The organism is Antribacter sp. NEAU-D49 (assembly GCF_057158775.1).
The window spans coordinates 64962-80189 of the sequence record NZ_JBXTSN010000010.1; the positions used below are offsets into that span (position 1 = coordinate 64962).

Annotated in this window: 16 protein-coding genes; 11 read left to right on the forward strand and 5 right to left on the reverse strand. The window is 71.0% G+C overall.

Going from position 1 to position 15228, the window contains the following annotated elements:
• Positions 1 to 132 precede the first annotated feature (132 nt).
• The 6 genes from AC060K_RS09965 to AC060K_RS09990 all read left to right on the forward strand — a co-directional run bounded on the left by AC060K_RS09965 (position 133) and on the right by AC060K_RS09990 (position 5044).
• Positions 133 to 1878 carry an FAD-dependent oxidoreductase gene (locus AC060K_RS09965; RefSeq protein WP_483765285.1) on the forward strand — a complete coding sequence of 582 codons (1746 nt, stop codon included), beginning with the start codon at positions 133 to 135 and terminating at the stop codon, positions 1876 to 1878.
• Entirely contained in the window at positions 1875 to 2270 is a 396-nt protein-coding gene (locus tag AC060K_RS09970; RefSeq protein ID WP_483765286.1) for a DUF302 domain-containing protein, read from the forward strand. The genes AC060K_RS09965 and AC060K_RS09970 overlap by 4 nt, the downstream gene beginning before the upstream one ends.
• Before the next feature lie 92 nt (positions 2271 to 2362).
• Positions 2363 to 3619 carry a type III sulfide quinone reductase, selenoprotein subtype gene (gene sqr, locus AC060K_RS09975; RefSeq protein WP_483765287.1) on the forward strand — a complete coding sequence of 419 codons (1257 nt, stop codon included), beginning with the start codon at positions 2363 to 2365 and terminating at the stop codon, positions 3617 to 3619.
• A gap of 46 nt (positions 3620 to 3665) precedes the next feature.
• A complete protein-coding gene (locus tag AC060K_RS09980) occupies positions 3666 to 3983 on the forward strand; it encodes a TusE/DsrC/DsvC family sulfur relay protein (RefSeq protein WP_483765288.1) in 318 nt (105 codons plus the stop codon).
• Between the two features lie 31 nt (positions 3984 to 4014).
• Positions 4015 to 4488, forward strand: a complete 474-nt coding sequence (locus AC060K_RS09985; RefSeq protein WP_483765289.1) for a DsrE/DsrF/DrsH-like family protein — start codon at positions 4015 to 4017, stop codon at positions 4486 to 4488.
• Between the two features lie 25 nt (positions 4489 to 4513).
• Positions 4514 to 5044 carry a flavodoxin family protein gene (locus AC060K_RS09990; protein WP_483765290.1) on the forward strand — a complete coding sequence of 177 codons (531 nt, stop codon included), beginning with the start codon at positions 4514 to 4516 and terminating at the stop codon, positions 5042 to 5044.
• A gap of 58 nt (positions 5045 to 5102) precedes the next feature.
• On the opposite strand, the gene AC060K_RS09995 is transcribed toward AC060K_RS09990, so the two are convergent.
• Both AC060K_RS09995 and AC060K_RS10000 read right to left on the reverse strand, forming a co-directional pair.
• Positions 5103 to 6062, reverse strand: coding sequence for an Acg family FMN-binding oxidoreductase (locus AC060K_RS09995; RefSeq protein ID WP_483765291.1), 960 nt, complete (start codon positions 6060 to 6062; stop codon positions 5103 to 5105).
• A gap of 74 nt (positions 6063 to 6136) precedes the next feature.
• Positions 6137 to 6889 carry an SDR family NAD(P)-dependent oxidoreductase gene (locus AC060K_RS10000; RefSeq protein ID WP_483765292.1) on the reverse strand — a complete coding sequence of 251 codons (753 nt, stop codon included), beginning with the start codon at positions 6887 to 6889 and terminating at the stop codon, positions 6137 to 6139.
• A 346-nt stretch (positions 6890 to 7235) separates the two neighbouring features.
• On the opposite strand from AC060K_RS10000, the gene AC060K_RS10005 reads away from it, so the two are divergent.
• Genes AC060K_RS10005 through AC060K_RS10025 form a run of 5 tightly spaced genes read left to right on the forward strand, consistent with a single transcriptional unit; the run spans position 7236 to position 13707 of the window.
• Positions 7236 to 7583 carry a hypothetical protein gene (locus AC060K_RS10005; RefSeq protein WP_483765293.1) on the forward strand — a complete coding sequence of 116 codons (348 nt, stop codon included), beginning with the start codon at positions 7236 to 7238 and terminating at the stop codon, positions 7581 to 7583.
• Positions 7584 to 7606: 23 nt separating this feature from the next.
• The gene (locus tag AC060K_RS10010; protein WP_483765294.1) at positions 7607 to 8389 is read left to right on the forward strand and encodes an HAD family hydrolase; all 783 of its coding nucleotides are present in this window, start codon (positions 7607 to 7609) and stop codon (positions 8387 to 8389) included.
• Positions 8376 to 10778, forward strand: coding sequence for a glycoside hydrolase family 65 protein (locus AC060K_RS10015; protein WP_483765295.1), 2403 nt, complete (start codon positions 8376 to 8378; stop codon positions 10776 to 10778). Before AC060K_RS10010 ends, AC060K_RS10015 begins: the two co-directional genes overlap by 14 nt.
• A gap of 2 nt (positions 10779 to 10780) precedes the next feature.
• A complete protein-coding gene (locus AC060K_RS10020; RefSeq protein ID WP_483765331.1) occupies positions 10781 to 12775 on the forward strand; it encodes a heavy metal translocating P-type ATPase in 1995 nt (664 codons plus the stop codon).
• Positions 12772 to 13707, forward strand: coding sequence for a universal stress protein (locus AC060K_RS10025; protein WP_483765296.1), 936 nt, complete (start codon positions 12772 to 12774; stop codon positions 13705 to 13707). Before AC060K_RS10020 ends, AC060K_RS10025 begins: the two co-directional genes overlap by 4 nt.
• A gap of 73 nt (positions 13708 to 13780) precedes the next feature.
• Here the strand turns inward: AC060K_RS10025 and AC060K_RS10030 are convergent, their stop codons facing one another.
• Genes AC060K_RS10030 through AC060K_RS10040 form a run of 3 tightly spaced genes read right to left on the reverse strand, consistent with a single transcriptional unit; the run spans position 13781 to position 15186 of the window.
• On the reverse strand, positions 13781 to 13966 hold the full coding sequence (locus AC060K_RS10030) for a hypothetical protein (protein ID WP_483765297.1): 186 nt from the start codon (positions 13964 to 13966) through the stop codon (positions 13781 to 13783).
• A gap of 4 nt (positions 13967 to 13970) precedes the next feature.
• Positions 13971 to 14273 carry an SHOCT domain-containing protein gene (locus tag AC060K_RS10035; RefSeq protein WP_483765298.1) on the reverse strand — a complete coding sequence of 101 codons (303 nt, stop codon included), beginning with the start codon at positions 14271 to 14273 and terminating at the stop codon, positions 13971 to 13973.
• Between the two features lie 31 nt (positions 14274 to 14304).
• Positions 14305 to 15186 (reverse strand): universal stress protein, encoded by an 882-nt coding sequence (locus tag AC060K_RS10040; RefSeq protein WP_483765299.1) that lies wholly within the window; start codon positions 15184 to 15186, stop codon positions 14305 to 14307.
• Positions 15187 to 15228 lie beyond the last annotated feature (42 nt).

Here is a 15228-nt window from a genome sequence, read left to right on the forward strand (position 1 = left end):
GACCGCAGCCGGCCCACGTCGTCCTGCCGCACGTCTTGCATGTCACAGCCCTGCACACGGTGTCTCCCTCGCTCGGTTGCTCGGAATAATACCCCCTGGGGTATTATTCGTGTCAAAGCCAAGGAGGACCACATGAAGATCGTCATCGTCGGGGGAGTCGCCGCGGGCATGTCGGCGGCCACCCGGCTGCGCCGCCTGGCCGAGGACGCGGAGATCGTCGTCCTGGAGGCCGGTGACCACGTCTCGTACGCCAACTGCGGGCTGCCGTACTACGCGGGCGGAGTCATCCAGGACCGCGAGGCGCTGCTGCTGCAGACGCCGGAGTCACTCGCGGCGCGGTTCCGCCTCGACGTGCGCATCCGCAGCCAGGTGACAGGTGTCGACGCCGCGGCGCACACCGTGACCGTGCGCGACGCCGGAACGGGTGACGAGTACGTCGAGGCCTACGACCACCTCGTGCTGAGCCCTGGTGCCCGACCGGTCGTGCCGCCGGTTCCCGGCATCGAACGTGCGCTCGTGCTGCGTGACGTCGCCGACGCCGACCGGCTTGTCGACGTGGTGGACGGCGTGCGCACGGCCGTGGTCATCGGTGGCGGCTTCGTCGGCCTGGAGGTCGTGGAGAACCTCGTCCGCCGCGGTCTGACCGTCACCCTCGTGGAGCTCGGTGACCAGGTGCTCCCACCGCTGGACCCGGAACTGGCCGTGCGCGTCCGCGACGAGCTCGAGGCGCACGGCGTCGATGTCCGCACGTCCACGCAGGTCTCCGCGCTCACGCCCGACACAGCGGTCCTTGCGGACACCGCTGGGACCGACGTCGGCAAGGTGTCCGCGGACCTGGTCGTGGCCGCGGTCGGTGTCCGGCCCGACACGGAGCTGGCGACCCTGGCCGGCGCCGCCCTGGGCCCGCGCGGCGGCATCCTGGTCGACGAGGACCTGCGCACCTCGGTGCCGGACGTCTTCGCGGTCGGTGACGCCGGGGTGAAGCGTGACGCGTTCGCGGTGGAGGGAGAGCCGGAGCCGTTCGCGCTCATCCCGCTCGCGAACCTCGCCAACCGGCACGGTCGGCACGTCGCGGACGTGATCCTCGGCCGGACCGGCATGCGACCGTCGATCGGCACCGCCGTGGTGGGCGTGTTCGACCTGACGGCCGCCGCGGTGGGACGCAACGAGAAGCGGCTGCGGGCCGAGGGCCGCCCCTACCGTGCGATCCACACCCACCCGAGCCAGCACGCCGGCTACTACCCGGGCGCCGTCCCGCTGGCGCTCAAGCTCCTCGTCGACCCGGACACCGACCAGATCCTCGGTGCCCAGGCGGTCGGCCGCGACGGCGTCGACAAGCGCATCGACGTGCTGGCCACAGCCATCGCCGGAGGGCTGACCGCGTCCGACCTCGCGGACCTCGAGCTCGCCTACGCGCCCGCCTACGGGTCCGCCAAGGACCCGGTCAACATGCTCGGCTACGTCGCGGACAACCTCCGCACCGGTGAGACCCGCAGCCTCCAGTGGCACGAGCTCGACGAGCTCGTCAGCCGCGGCGCAACGCTCGTGGACGTCCGGACCGCTGCCGAGCGCGCGCGCGGCACCATCGAGACCACGATCGGCGGCGCACGCCGCCAGGCGCGCAACATCCCGCTCGACGAGCTCCGTGCCCGCGCGCACGCCGAGATCCCGACCGGGGTGCCCGTGGTCGTGCACTGCCAGGTCGGGCAGCGCGGGCACACCGCCGCCCGGCTGCTCACCCAGCTGGGCTACGACGTGCGCAACCTGGACGGCGGCTACCTCACCTGGCGTGACGCCGTCCGAGCGACGCCTGCACCAGCGCGCGACGACCACGAGATACCGCAAGAGCCCAGCACCACTGTGAGGAGCACACGATGAGCTACGGCATCACCACCCGTGTCCACCGGCCCTTCGAGGACACCGTCCAAGCGGTCCGCGAGGCGCTCGCCGAGCAAGGGTTCGGCGTCCTGACCGAGATCGACATGGCGGCGACCATGCGGAAGAAGCTCGACGTCGCCATCAGGCCCCACGTCATCCTCGGAGCCTGCAATCCGCCCCTTGCGTACCGCGCGCTCCAAGCCGAGGAGTCCATAGGACTGCTGCTGCCGTGCAACGTGGTCGTGCGGGACGAGGGCGACGGCACGACGACCGTCGAGGTCCTGGACCCGCAGATCATGGTCGGTGTCACCGGCAACTCGGCGCTGTCCGCGGTCGCGGACGAGGCGGGAGAGCGTCTCCGCGCGGTCATCGGCGTGATCGCCGAGGGCTGATCGCGCGGCGGGACGAACCCGCGACCTTCGGCCCGGCCCGGCAGGACCAACGCCCCTGCCCGCGCCGGGCCGGACCTGCGAAGACTGGAGGCATGACAGAGCGCATCGTGATCCTGGGTGGCGGAACCGGCGGCACGCTGGCGGCCAACCGGCTGCGGCGCAGGCTCGGCGACGGCGTGGAGATAACCGTCGTCGACCGGGACGACGAGCACGTCTACCAGCCCGGGCTGCTGTTCCTGCCCTTCCGTCCGGCCGGCGCGGGCAGCCTCGTCCGGTCCCGCCGCCGTCAGCTGCACGCCGGCGTCGGCTACCACCGGGCCGGCGTCCGGCAGGTCGACGTCGACCACGACCGCGTGCACCTGGACGACGGTGCGACGCTGCCCTATGACGTGCTGGTGATCGCCACGGGCGCCCGGCTCCTGCCCGAGGAGACCGACGGCCTGACGGGCCCGGGCTGGGGCGAGTCGGTACACACCTTCTACGACTACGCCGGCGCCACGGCGCTCGCCGGTGCGCTGTCTCGCTTCCAGGGCGGCCGACTGGTGGTCGACGTGGTGGACCTGCCGATCAAGTGCCCGGTCGCACCGCTGGAGTTCTGCTTCCTCGCGGACTGGTACTTCCGGGACCGCGGTATCCGCGACAAGGTCTCGTTGACGTACGTGACCCCGCTGGACGCGGCCTTCACCAAACCGGTCGCGGCCCAGGCGCTGGCAGGCCTGCTGGCCGAGAAGGGCGTCGAGCTGGTGACCGAGTTCAACACCGGCACCGTCTACGGCGCGGACGGCGGCTCGGGCCGTCGTCTGGTGTCGTTCGACGGCCGCGAGGTGCCCTTCGACCTGGCGGTCGTCGTGCCACTGCATGGCGGGGCGGCCTACGTCGACGCCTCGCCGGGGCTGGGCGACGAGCTCGGCTTCGTACCCACCGACCCGCACACCCTGCAGTCCACGGTGCGGCCGAACATCTTCGTCATAGGCGACGCCACGGCGCTCCCCGCGTCCAAGGCCGGTTCGGTCACTCACTTCGAGGGCGAGACGCTCGTGCGGAACGTCGCCCGGTTCCTCGCCGGCCAGGAGCTGGTGGCCGGGTTCGACGGGCACGCCAACTGCTTCGTCGAGCCGGGCTCCGGCAAGGCGCTGCTCATCGACTTCAACTACGACACCGAGCCGTTGCCAGGTCACTACCCGGCGGCCGTAGGGCTGCCCCTGCTCAAGGAGTCACGGCTCAACCACCTCGGCAAGCTGATGTTCGCCTGGCTGTACTGGCACAGCCTGCTGCCCGGGAGGGACATTCCCGGAGTCGGCTCCGCCATGCCGCGGGCGGGCAAGCACGATGCCGTGAACAGCGGCTGACCAGGCCTGAACCGGTCGGACGACGACGAGAACGAGGCGACGCGACATGCCGAACGTGACCTATGCGGGCACCCAGGTGTCCGTGAACGACGAAGGGTTCTTCACCGACCCCGAGCAGTGGCGCGAGGACATGGCGCCGGAGATAGCTCGCGAGGCCGACATCGACCCGCTGACCGAGCAGCACCTGCGCGTCGTCAAGCACGTGCGCCACGAGTACGAGGAGAAGGGCTCCGGCCCGACCGTCCGCGCACTGGGCAAGAGCTCCGGCGTCGGTGTCAAGGAGCTCTACGAGCTCTTCCCCAAGGGCCCGGCCAAGCTGGCGGCGAAGATCGCCGGCGTCCCGAAGCCCCGCGGCTATATCTGAAGACCACGAACGACCGGAAGGACGGTGTGTCATGGCAGGCGACGGCAGGATCGAGAAGGTCTCGATCATCATCTCCAAGGGCTCGCTCGAGGGCATCTACCCGGGGCTGATCATGGCCAACGGCGCTCGCGCCGAGGGGATGGAGGCGAACCTGTTCTTCACCTTCTTCGGTCTCGATGCGATCCACAAGGACCGGTACGAGCACATCAAGCTGGCCACGGTGGGCAACCCTGGTCTGCACCTGCCGACCTGGGTGGGCAGCGTGCCCGGCGTCTCCGCGGCGATGACCCGGTACATGGCGCGGAAGATGGACAGGCTCGACATCCCGCCGATCGCCGAGTTCGTCGAGATGATCGCCGACACCGGCGCGGGACTGTACGCGTGCCAGGCCTCGGTCGACCTGTTCGGATTCGCCAGGGACGACTTCATCGGCCAGGTCAAGGACGTCATCACGGTCGGTGAGTTCTACGACCTCGCGGCCGGCGGCCAGATCGTCTTCACGTGACCCGATCTCAACGGAGGAAACCGCCATGCGTGCCCTGATCGTATACGAGTCCATGTTCGGGAACACCCGGGCTGTCGCGCGAGCCATCGCGGAAGGGATCGAGGCGTCGATGCATGCCGACATCCTCGAGGTGGGCGCGGCGCTCGACAGCGTGCCCCAGGACGTCACACTGCTGGTCGTCGGCGGGCCGACGCATGCGTTCAGCATGTCCTGGCCGTCGACCCGACGGGACGCCGCCGGTCGAGCACCCTCCGTCATCTCACGCGAGCGCGGGATCCGCGAGTGGCTCGGGGCGCTTCCAGGCGTGATGGCCGGGTCCAGGACCGAGGCCACCACGTTCGACACACGGGCGACGTCACACCTCACCGGTTCTGCCGCACGAGCGGCCAGCCGCCGGCTCGACCGGCTCGGCTACCCCCTTGTCGCCGCTCCCGTGAGCTTCCGGGTCGCCAGTCTCACCGGTCCTCTTGCGGGCGGGGAGCTCAATCGAGCTCGAACCTGGGGCGGGGCACTGGGCTCGGAGGTAGCGGCCCGCCGGGCCAGCAACATCTCCTGAGCCTCGGTACGTCGTGGCGCGGCCGTCCGGTACCTGCCACGACGCGCCGCCGACTTGGCTACCCGGGATCGTGGGCGGCCACCCCTGGAACGGACCTGCGCGGTGTGCGCTTCTGCGTCGCGCTGTACCCCAGCCGCATGAGCATCTGCGGTGCCCCGTCGAGCGACAGGACCTGGCGCAGGTCATGACGAGTCGTCGGGTTCTCCAGGACCGTGGTCGCGAACGACGCGTGGACGAAGTAGGTGGTGGCGACCAGCAGGACATGCTGCAATGCCTGGCCCGCCGTCACCCAGTCCCGGGCGGAGTCACCGGCGGTCGAGAGAACCGCCAACGTCGACCGTTGCTCAAACGGCACGCTGCCGGTGCTGGCATGGAACTGTCGCACCGGAGCCTGGTCGTCGTCGGCGGCAGGACCGAGCAGGTCCTGCGGGACGCCGTCGTCGCGCCCAGGGTCGGTGGTGGTCCATGCCTCCTCCTCGGCGCGGGCTGCTGGGTCCTCGGCGGCGAGCGCCTCCGCTCTGCGCACCAGCCCGAGCACGTCCTCGCGTACCGGCTCCGAGGGCTGGATCAGTCGCAGCTCCGCTCCTTCGTCCCGAGCTGCTTGCAGGATGGACATCAGCACGTCCGTGAACAGTGGCTGGTCGTCGAAGGGGACTCGTGACGTCGTGCGCCGCTCGATCGCCACGGACAGCTCGAGCTCGTCCGTGTTCGGAGCAGGGCCCGGTTCGAGCTCGATCTCGGCCACCAGGAGCTCGTCGTCCGGGTCCGGCAGGACCTTGACGACGGCTGTCAGCGAGTCCCGCCGAGCGGCCGTCCTCGCATTGAACAGGAATGCCCCGCAGCTGATCAGCATCTCCCTGCCGTGCGGGTCGGAGTGCCGCAGCTGACGCGCGGCGTCCGCGCGCAGGAGCACGGTGTTGCCCGTGACGTCCACCTGCCACGGCTGGGTGTTGTAGACGCTCGGGGCCCTCGCTGCTGCCCTCAAGATCCGCTCGACCCGCGAGTCGACGATGCCCATGATGTCTCTCCCTTCAGCTGACCGTCCGGATCGCACCGGTCCGGGCTGCCCTTCCCGCAGGATTGCGTTGGGGCTCAGCGGGCGATGTACCCGCCGTCGACGTAGAGCTCGGCGCCGGTGACGAAGGATGCGTCGTCGCCGGCGAGATACGCCGCGGCGGCCGCGACCTCCTCCGGCCGGCCCAGGCGACCCATCGGGGTCAGATCGACCATGGCGGTCTCGAACGCGGTGCCCCTGGCCGCGTCGAGGATCGGCGTGTCGATGAACCCCGGGTGGATCGAGTTGACCCGGACCCCGGCTCGCGCCCAGGCCAGCGCCACGTTCTTGGTGAGGGTGCGCACCGCACCCTTGGCTGCGTGGTACGCCGGCGACGTACCCAGTCCACCACTGGTGCCGAAGATCGAGCTGATGTTGATCACCGAACCGTGACCCGACGCCTTGAGCTGTTCCGCGGCGGCCTTCGTCCCGAGGAACACACCGGTCTGGTCCACCGAGATCGTGCGTTCGTACTGGTCCAGGGTCGTGTCCTCGATGGTGCCGAGGTCGCCGATGCCGGCGTTGTTGACCAGCACGTCCAGTCCACCGAACTCGGACACGGCACGTTCCACCGCCACGGTCCACGCGCTCTCGTCGGCCACGTCATGGTGCACGAAGACCGCTCGGCCACCCTTCTCGACGATCTCGTCGGCGACCTTCTGACCCTCGTCGTCCTGGATGTCGGTGACCAGCACCGCAGCGCCCTCCGCGGCGAGCCGTAGCGCGATTGCGCGACCGATGCCGCTCGCACCACCGGTGACCAGCGCAGTTCTGTCGTTCAGGCGATTCATGACCGATCACTCCCTCGGGCCGCTCGACCGCGGTCGCGGCCGGCAATCTCAGTCTTCGTCGCACGGTTCACGCGAGGCAGGGCCGAACGTCCCGCCGACCCGGGCCGGACGGCCCTGATGTCCCCGGGCCCGGGCGAGGAAGGTGGACAGCACAGGAGGTAACAGCGATGCGTGCACTCGTGGTCTATGAGTCCATGTTCGGCAACACGGAAGAGATCGCGCGGGCGATCGGGGAGGGGATCGAGGCGTCGATGCGCGCCGATGTCGTCGAGGTGGTGCTGCGCCCGACACGGTGCCGGCCGACGTCACACTGCTGGTCGTCGGCGGGCCGACCCACGCCTTCAGCATGTCCTGGCCCACGACCCGGCGCGACGCCGCCCAGCGGGCCACGACCCTCGTCTCCCGCGACCGCGGTATCCGCGAGTGGCTCGGCAGCCTTCCGGCCGCGACGGCAGACACGGCGGCGACGACGTTCGACACCCGGGTGACCTCGCGGGTCACCGGCTCCGCGGCGCGCGCGGCGAGCCACCGGCTGGCCCGGCTGGGCTACCACCTCACGGCAGCCTTCACCAGCTTCCGGGTCACGGATGTCGCCGGTCCTCTGGTCGACGGTGAGGTCGATCGCGCACGTGACTGGGATAGGGCCCTGGGCTCCGAGGTCGCGGCGCGCCGGCCCAGCAGACCGAGCTCCTGACCTCCCCGGTGAAGGGACACGACATGGCCGCGCCGCGCCGCGCAGTGCTGGACCTCGGGCTCGTCGACGCCGTGGTGCTCGACACGGACGGCGTCATCACGGACACCGCTCGCACTCACGCAGCCGCCTGGAAGCGCGCGTTCGACGAGCTCCTGCGGGACCAGGGCCGTGGGGCCGGCGCCGACCTGCCACCGTTCGACATCGACTCCGACTACCCGCGCTTCGTCGACGGCCGGTCACGCGAGGACGGCGCTCGCGGCTTCCTCGCGTCACGCGGGATCGTGCTGCCGGAGCAGGCCGCCGATGGCACCGAGTCGCTCGAGTCGCTCCTTGAGCGGAAGAACCGATACTTCCTCGACGAGGTCCGACACGGGGTCCATGCGTTCCCCTCCACCGTGGCCCTCCTGCGCACGCTACGGGACCGCGGAACCGGGATCGCGGCCGTCTCGGCCAGCCGCAACTGTGGGTCGGTGCTGCGCGCCGCTGGTGTGGACGCCCTGGTCGACGTGCGGGTGGACGGCCTCGACGCAGCTCGGCTCGGGCTCCCCGGCAAGCCGGAACCGGCTCTGTTCCTCGAAGCCGCGCGGCGCCTGACGGTGGCTCCGCGCAGGTGTGCGCTGGTCGAGGACGCCCTGGTCGGGATCGAGGCCGGCCACCGGGGCGGGTTCGGGCTGGTGGTCGGGGTTGACCGGCACCACCGGATCGGCGACGACATGGCGGACAGGGGAGCGCACATCGTCGTCGACGATCTCGCCGACCTCACCGTGACCGGGAGGCGCGATGGAACACGCGATGCTTTCGTATGAGGGCTTCGACCCGGCGGCAGAAGGCCTGCGGGAGGCCCTGTGCACCCTGGGGAACGGCTACGTCGCGACCCGCGGCGCCGCACCCGAGTCGCACGCCGACGACGTCCACTACCCGGGCACCTACTTCGCCGGCTGCTACGACCGGCTGACGTCGACGGTCGCCGGGCGCAGCGTCGAGAACGAGGACCTCGTCAACGCGCCGAACTGGCTGCCACTGACGTTCTGCACGCCCGGGCAGGGCTGGCTGGACCTCACCGGGGGGCTGGTCCTGGACCACCGGCAGGATCTCGACACCCGGCGCGGGCTGCTGACCCGGCGGACCCGGTTCCGCGACGCGCTCGGCCGCGTGCTCGCGGTCACCCAGCGGCGGCTCGTGTCGATGCACGACCCCCACGTGGCCGCCCTGGAGACGACGTTCGTGGCGGAGAACTGGTCAGGAACCCTCGAGGTGCGTGCGAGCCTCGACGGGCGGGTGACCAACTCCGGGGTCGCGCGCTACCGGGACCTGGACGGCGGGCACCTCGTCCCCGTCGCGGAGGGCTACGACAAGGACGAGGGAGTGGCCTGGCTGCAGGTCCGCACCGCTACGTCGCAGATCCGGATCGCAGAGGCGATGACGGTTTCGGCCACGGGTCCGTCGGTGACCGCTACCTACGAGCACGACGTCGGTGAGCCGGCCGTGCGGCTGTGGCCCGAGCTCGCGGAGGGTGTGCCCCTGACGGTCGAGAAGCGGGTGGCGATGTACACGTCGCAGGACCGGGCGATCTCCGAGCCCTTCGACGCAGCGCGCCGGCACGCGGCACGGCTCCCGTCCTTCGACGAGCTCCTGGCGGACCACGTCCGCGCCTGGGACCGGCTGTGGCAGGAGAGCGCCGTCGTCGTACCGGGCGAGGCGCAGCAGGCGCTGGACCTGCACGTCTTCCACCTGCTGCAGGTCCTATCCGAGCACACGGCGCAACTCGACGTCGGCATGCCCGCCCGCGGTCTGCACGGCGAGGCGTACCGGGGGCATGTCTTCTGGGACGAGCTGTTCGTGTTCCCGTTCCTGCTGCTCCGCCTGCCGCACGTGGCGCGGTCGCTGCTCATGTACCGGTGGCGGCGTCTGCCGCAGGCCCGCCGCGCGGCGTCCGACGCCGGCTACCGGGGTGCCATGTATCCCTGGCAGAGCGGGAGCGACGGCCGGGAGGAGACGCAGCGGATGCACCTGAATCCCGCGTCCGGCCGGTGGCTCGAGGACCACACGGATCTGCAGCGGCACGTCGGGATCGCCGTGGCGCACAACGTGTGGCAGTACTACGAGGCGACCGGCGACCTGGAGTTCATGCGCGACCACGGCATCGAGATGCTGGTGGAGATCGCCCGGTTCTGGTGCAGCCTGGCGACGTACGACGCCGGGGCGGATCGGTACGACGTCCGCGGCGTCGTGGGGCCGGACGAGTACCACGATCGCTATCCAGATGCCGACCGGCCTGGCATCGACAACAACGCGTACACGAACGTGATGGTCGCCCGGGTGCTGAGAAATGCGCTGGACTCGCTCGCGCTGCTCTCCGCGCCGGAGGGGGACGCGCTGCGCCGCCGGCTCCGGCTGGACGAACGCGAGACGGAGCTGTTCGACCACGTCAGCAGGCGGATCCGCGTCGTGTTCCACGCCGACGGTGTGATCAGCCAGTTCGAGGGCTACGACGAGCTCACGGAGCTGGACTGGCCGGCCTACCGATCGCGCTACGGCGATATCCGGCGGCTGGACCGGATCCTCGAGGCGGAGGACGACGCCGTCAGCCGCTACCAGGTGTCAAAGCAGGCAGACGTCCTGATGCTGGTGTTCCTGCTCGGCGAGGACGGTGTGCGCGGGGCGCTGGGATCGCTCGGGTACGAGCTCGACCATGCCGCGCTGAGCCGCACGGTGGACTACTACCTGGCGCGCACCAGCCACGGCTCGACGCTGAGCGCGGTCGTGCATGCCTGGGTCCTCGCCAGCCGGGACCGCAGCGCCTCCTGGCGGTTCTTCCGCGAGGCACTCGACAGCGACATCGCCGACGTCCAAGGAGGGACGACCGCCGAAGGGATACACCTCGGCGCGATGGCCGGCGCCGTCGACCTGGTCCAACGCTGCTACACCGGCCTGACTCTCACCGGTGGCGTGCTCCGGCTGTACCCGCGGCTGCCCGCGGAGCTTGATGCACTGGAGCTCCGGCTCCGTTACCAGGACCACTGGGGCGTCACGGTGCGGTGCGACCACGACGGCGCACGTATCGGTCTGTCCCGGTCGCGGCAGCGGCCGATCACCGTCGCGCTCGACGGCGGGGAACGTGCGCTGGCGCCGGGGGAGACCTGGGCGGTGCGTTGGAGCGACCTCGACGAGTACGACGGAACGGAGGGCACGTGACCATGCGCGTATTCCGCGGCTTGCGCCTGTATCCAGGGATCACGGTCGCGATCGTGGCGCTGGTGGCGGTGCTCCTGCTCCGCGCGGCAGGCGACGGCGTCGTCGCGCGATGGGTAGCCACCGCGTACGTCGGCGGGTTCATCGTGTGGACGCTCGTCGGGATGGTGCGCGACGTGCTTCGCGGGCACGTCGGGCTCGACGTCCTCGCGGTCGTGGCGATGGTCGCGACCCTTGCGGTCAGGGAGTACGTCGCGGCGTTGATCATCGTGCTGATGCTCTCAGGCGGCAGAGCGCTCGAGGACTTCGCCGGGCGCCGTGCCAAGCGTGACCTGACGGCCCTGCTCGATCGCTCGCCCCGAGTCGCGCACGTGCTGCGGCCCCCGGGCGCATCCCGGGCCGAGGAGCTGGAGGACGTAGCCGTCGACGACGTCGCCATCGGGGACGTGCTGCTCGTGCGGCCCGGCGAGATCGTGCCGGTCGACGGCGTCCTGCTCGGTGACAGCGGGACGTTCGACGAGTCCTCGCTGACCGGGGAGAGCCTGCCGGTCACCCGCGGGGTCGGCGAGGAGGCGCTGTCGGGCGCCGTGAACGGGACACGGGCGGTGCGGATCCAGGCCGTACGCCGCAGTGCGGACAGCCAGTACCAGCAGATCGTCGCGCTCGTGCGGGCCGCCGAGGAGTCACGGGCGCCGGTCGTCCGGCTCGCCGATCGTTTCGCGGTCCCGTTCACGGCGGTCGCGCTCATCCTGGCGGGCGCGGCGTGGACGATCTCCGGGGACCCGACCCGCTTCGCCGAGGTGCTCGTGCTGGCGACCCCGTGCCCGCTCCTCATCGCGGCACCGGTCGCCTTTCTCGGTGGGCTCTCGCGTGCGGCCAGGAGCGGAGTGATCATCAAGAGCGGCACGGTCGTCGAGCAGCTGGCACGCCTGCGGTCCGCCGCTTTCGACAAGACAGGAACCCTGACGCAGGGCCGCCCGGACCTCGTCGCCGTCCGGCCCGCCGACGGGTTCACCGCCGACGAGCTGCTGCGGCTCGCGGCCTCGGCCGAGCAGTACTCGTCGCACGTGTTCGCGGAGAGCATCCGTCGTGCAGCCACCGAGCGCGGCCTCGACCTGCTGTCCGCCACCGATGCCGCTGAGGTCGCGACGAACGGCGTGACAGCGGTCGTCGGGGGCCGGACCGTCGTCGTCGGCAAGCCCGCCTACGTCGCGTCGATCGCGCCGGGCACGACCCGGGTAGCCCTGGGCCCCGGAGAGGCAGCGGCCTACGTCGCCGTCGACGGACGCTTCGCCGGCGCTGTCGTCCTCGCGGACGACCCGCGCCCCGAGTCGCCCGCGGTCGTGTCCTGGTTGTGGGCCAACGGCATCGAACACGTCACGATGCTGACCGGGGACGCCCGGCCGACGGCGGAGTCGATCGCCCGGCAGGTCGGGATCGACGACGTCCACGCGGAGCTCCTCCCTCCCGAGAAGGTGCGGCTCGCCGCAGAGCTGCGCCCGCGGCCGGTGATGATGGTCGGGGACGGCGTGAACGACGCCCCGGTGCTGGCGGCGTCCGACGTCGGTGTCGCCATGGGCGCGAAGGGCGCGACCGCGGCAGGGGACGCCGCCGGTGTGGTGCTCCTGGTCGACTCGCTCGCCAAGGTCGTCGACGCCGTCTCGATCGGTCGGCACACACTGCGTGTCGCACTCACCGCGATCTGGATCGGTATCGCGCTGAGCACCGGTCTCATGCTGGTGGCCATGACCGGGGCGATCCCCGCGGTCGTGGGCGCCCTGGTGCAGGAGCTCGTCGACCTGGCGACGATCCTGTACGCCCTCCGTGCGCTGGGCGGCCCGCCCACCGGGCCTACCGCTGCTGCACGGGGCGAAAGTCCCGTGAGCGGGAGACCGTCGACCCTGCAAAGGGCGTGGCAGGGCCGACAGGCTGGGCACGAGCAGTTCAGGAACCACGACTCGAAGAGCGCAGTGCGCACAGGAGAAGGAGATCCGTCATGAGAACAACCCAGCAGCCCGCCCCGGTCGTCGTCGCTGTCGACGGCAGTGAACGCAGCGCCGGCGCTGTCCGGTACGCGGTTCGTGAGGCCCGCACCCAGAAGCGCACCGTCCAGCTGGTGCATGTCGCGTCGACACCCCTTCCGGAGGGCGGTCTCTGGCCCGCGGCAGGGCGTGACGTCGAAGACCTGCGGAGCTCAGGAGAGCGCATCCTGGAGCGGGCGGTGGCAGAAGCACGCTCCGGTGCGCCCGACATCAGGTTCGAGTCGTTGCTCGGCCGAGGCTCGCGTGTGGCGGAGCTTGCCGCCGCGGCGGCGACAGGTGAACTCATGGTGCTCGGCAGGGAGACCCGCAGGGGAGCGGAGCGACTGCTCGCGGGAACGACGACCGCTGGAGTGGTCGCCCGTGCGGCAGCTCCCGTCGTGGTCGTGCCGGCGGACTGGCGAGAGAGCGAGCACGGCCGGATCGTCGTCGGGATCAAGTCGGCCCTGCCTGACGGGGAGCTCCTGGCCCGCGCGTTCTCGATGGCGTCCGCGCGGCACGCCACCCTGCGCCTCGTGCATGTCGTCGAGATTCCCGAGCTCGCGGCCGAGATCGGCATCGCGGACGCCTACGCGGACGACTCCCTCAGCTCCGGCAGACGGATGCTGGAGAACGCTGCCCACGAGTGGCGGGACGCCTTTCCGGACGTGACGGTGGAGACGACAGCGGTCGAGGGCCGCCCGGTCGACGCCCTCGTCGACGCCTCGGCCGATGCGGACCTCCTGATGCTCGCCCGGCCGCACCGCGACCTGCGGCACCCTGTGCGCCTGGGCCGGACGCCGCGCGCCGTGCTCGGTGTCTCGGACACACCGGTCGAGGTGGTGCCGCTGAAGCGTGAACCGGCTACGGCACCGCTGGTGCTGGAGAGCGATGGAGAGATCCTGAAGAGCTGACGGGATCACCGGCGACAACACCAACGTCGACAACCGCCGATGCGGGCATCGGCGGTTGCCGCGATTCTGGGCGTCAGGCGCCGAGCGCGGCGAAGGCCTCGTAGACCATGAACGCCGGCCAGAAGATGCCCTGCACGATCGCCCAGACGAACTCCCAGAAGCCGTCAGCCTGCTGCCAGAAATAGACCAAGGCACCGAAGATGCCGAGCCCGTAGATCGCGCCGCCGCCCGCGGCCGCGCCCGTGTTCCGGTCTCCCATCACGTCACCTCCTCTGCCGGGTCGTGTCCGCAGGGTGCGGTCGCGGTCCGGTCGTGTCCAGGACGTGCAACCGCTGGGTGTACTCGACCTCGTCGATGTCGCCCTGGGCGAACCGCTCGGCCAGCACCTGTCGTGCGGACGTGCCTGCTTCCGACGTCCCACGCGACCTGTCGGGGCCCCTGAGGTAGTGGGCAACAGTCACCACACCGGCGACGATCAGCCCCCACAGCAACAGGCCGCCGACGACCATGAAGACGACCATGAGCAGGGCGCCCCACATGCCCGTCCCGTAGCTTCCGTACATCATCGTTCTCTCCTTCCGCTCGAACCGGGTCCGGTCAGCCGACCGGATGACGGTGCGCGTGCACGACCAGGACCGGGCACTGTGCGCCGCGGACCACGGAGTCGGGCACGCTGCGCAGCAGGCGCCCGGCGACCGCCGAGTGGCTGCGTCCGCCGACGACCATGAGGTCGTTCCGCACGAGGCCGTGGAGCAGGGTGGTGACCGGGTCCCCGCGGCGGATCACCACGGTGTACGTGACCGTCGGGTACTTGTCCGACCACCGCGCCAGCCGATCAGCAAGGTCGACCGCTGCGGCCTCGTGCCACGACGCGGCCACGGGATCCATGTCGAGCAGGGCCGACGAGATCGGGTCGGTCCCCGTCACGTGCAGCACCTCGAGCGGGCGCCCGCGCGCGTCCGCCTCCGCGAACGCCGTACCCAGGACGTCCGGCTCGTCGACCGGGCCCACTCCCACACGGATCTTCCGGGGCTCGTCGGTCGCCGCGCCGGCCGGTACCACCGCGATCGTCCCGGGTGCGCCGGCCGCGAGGGCCGAAGAGACGGACCCGAGCAGCGCGCGGTCGAACGCGCGCAGCCCGCGGCGCCCCACCACGACCAGGTCGTCGGCGGTCGACTGTGCGGCCAGCACGCGAGCCGCACTACCCGGCAGCACACGTATCTCGATGTCCCTGCCCCCAGGACGCCATCCGTGGAGCCGCTCCCGGGCGGCACGGGCCGCGTGGTGCGCCCGCTCGCGCGCCTCCTCGACGAGACCTGCCGCAGCCGGCTCGGCGTCGACCTCCACGGGGTGCGCCGCAACCACGGCGAGACGGGCCCCGTGCAGGTCCGCGGTGACGGTCGCCCAGCTCAGCGCCGCCAGGCTCTCGTCCGAACCGTCGACTCCTACGACGACGCTCCGGTACCAGGTGTTGTTCATGATCGTCCTCCTCTGCTCACTACCAGGACACCAACTGGCTCG

Bases quoted from the DNA above. Each gene is read 5' to 3' on its own strand.
- AC060K_RS09995 (WP_483765291.1), bottom strand. From the start codon at position 6,062: ATGGGCATCGTCGACTCGCGGGTCGAGCGGATCTTGAGGGCAGCAGCG.
- AC060K_RS10005 (WP_483765293.1), top strand. From the start codon at position 7,236: ATGTCCTGGCCCACGACCCGGCGCGACGCCGCCCAGCGGGCCACGACC.
- AC060K_RS10040 (WP_483765299.1), bottom strand. From the start codon at position 15,186: ATGAACAACACCTGGTACCGGAGCGTCGTCGTAGGAGTCGACGGTTCG.
- AC060K_RS10020 (WP_483765331.1), top strand. From the start codon at position 10,781: ATGCGCGTATTCCGCGGCTTGCGCCTGTATCCAGGGATCACGGTCGCG.
- AC060K_RS10010 (WP_483765294.1), top strand. From the start codon at position 7,607: ATGGCCGCGCCGCGCCGCGCAGTGCTGGACCTCGGGCTCGTCGACGCC.
- AC060K_RS09980 (WP_483765288.1), top strand. From the start codon at position 3,666: ATGCCGAACGTGACCTATGCGGGCACCCAGGTGTCCGTGAACGACGAA.
- AC060K_RS10025 (WP_483765296.1), top strand. From the start codon at position 12,772: ATGAGAACAACCCAGCAGCCCGCCCCGGTCGTCGTCGCTGTCGACGGC.
- AC060K_RS10030 (WP_483765297.1), bottom strand. From the start codon at position 13,966: ATGGGAGACCGGAACACGGGCGCGGCCGCGGGCGGCGGCGCGATCTAC.
- AC060K_RS09985 (WP_483765289.1), top strand. From the start codon at position 4,015: ATGGCAGGCGACGGCAGGATCGAGAAGGTCTCGATCATCATCTCCAAG.
- AC060K_RS10000 (WP_483765292.1), bottom strand. From the start codon at position 6,889: ATGAATCGCCTGAACGACAGAACTGCGCTGGTCACCGGTGGTGCGAGC.
- AC060K_RS09965 (WP_483765285.1), top strand. From the start codon at position 133: ATGAAGATCGTCATCGTCGGGGGAGTCGCCGCGGGCATGTCGGCGGCC.
- AC060K_RS10035 (WP_483765298.1), bottom strand. From the start codon at position 14,273: ATGATGTACGGAAGCTACGGGACGGGCATGTGGGGCGCCCTGCTCATG.
- AC060K_RS10015 (WP_483765295.1), top strand. From the start codon at position 8,376: ATGCTTTCGTATGAGGGCTTCGACCCGGCGGCAGAAGGCCTGCGGGAG.
- AC060K_RS09990 (WP_483765290.1), top strand. From the start codon at position 4,514: ATGCGTGCCCTGATCGTATACGAGTCCATGTTCGGGAACACCCGGGCT.
- sqr (WP_483765287.1), top strand. From the start codon at position 2,363: ATGACAGAGCGCATCGTGATCCTGGGTGGCGGAACCGGCGGCACGCTG.
- AC060K_RS09970 (WP_483765286.1), top strand. From the start codon at position 1,875: ATGAGCTACGGCATCACCACCCGTGTCCACCGGCCCTTCGAGGACACC.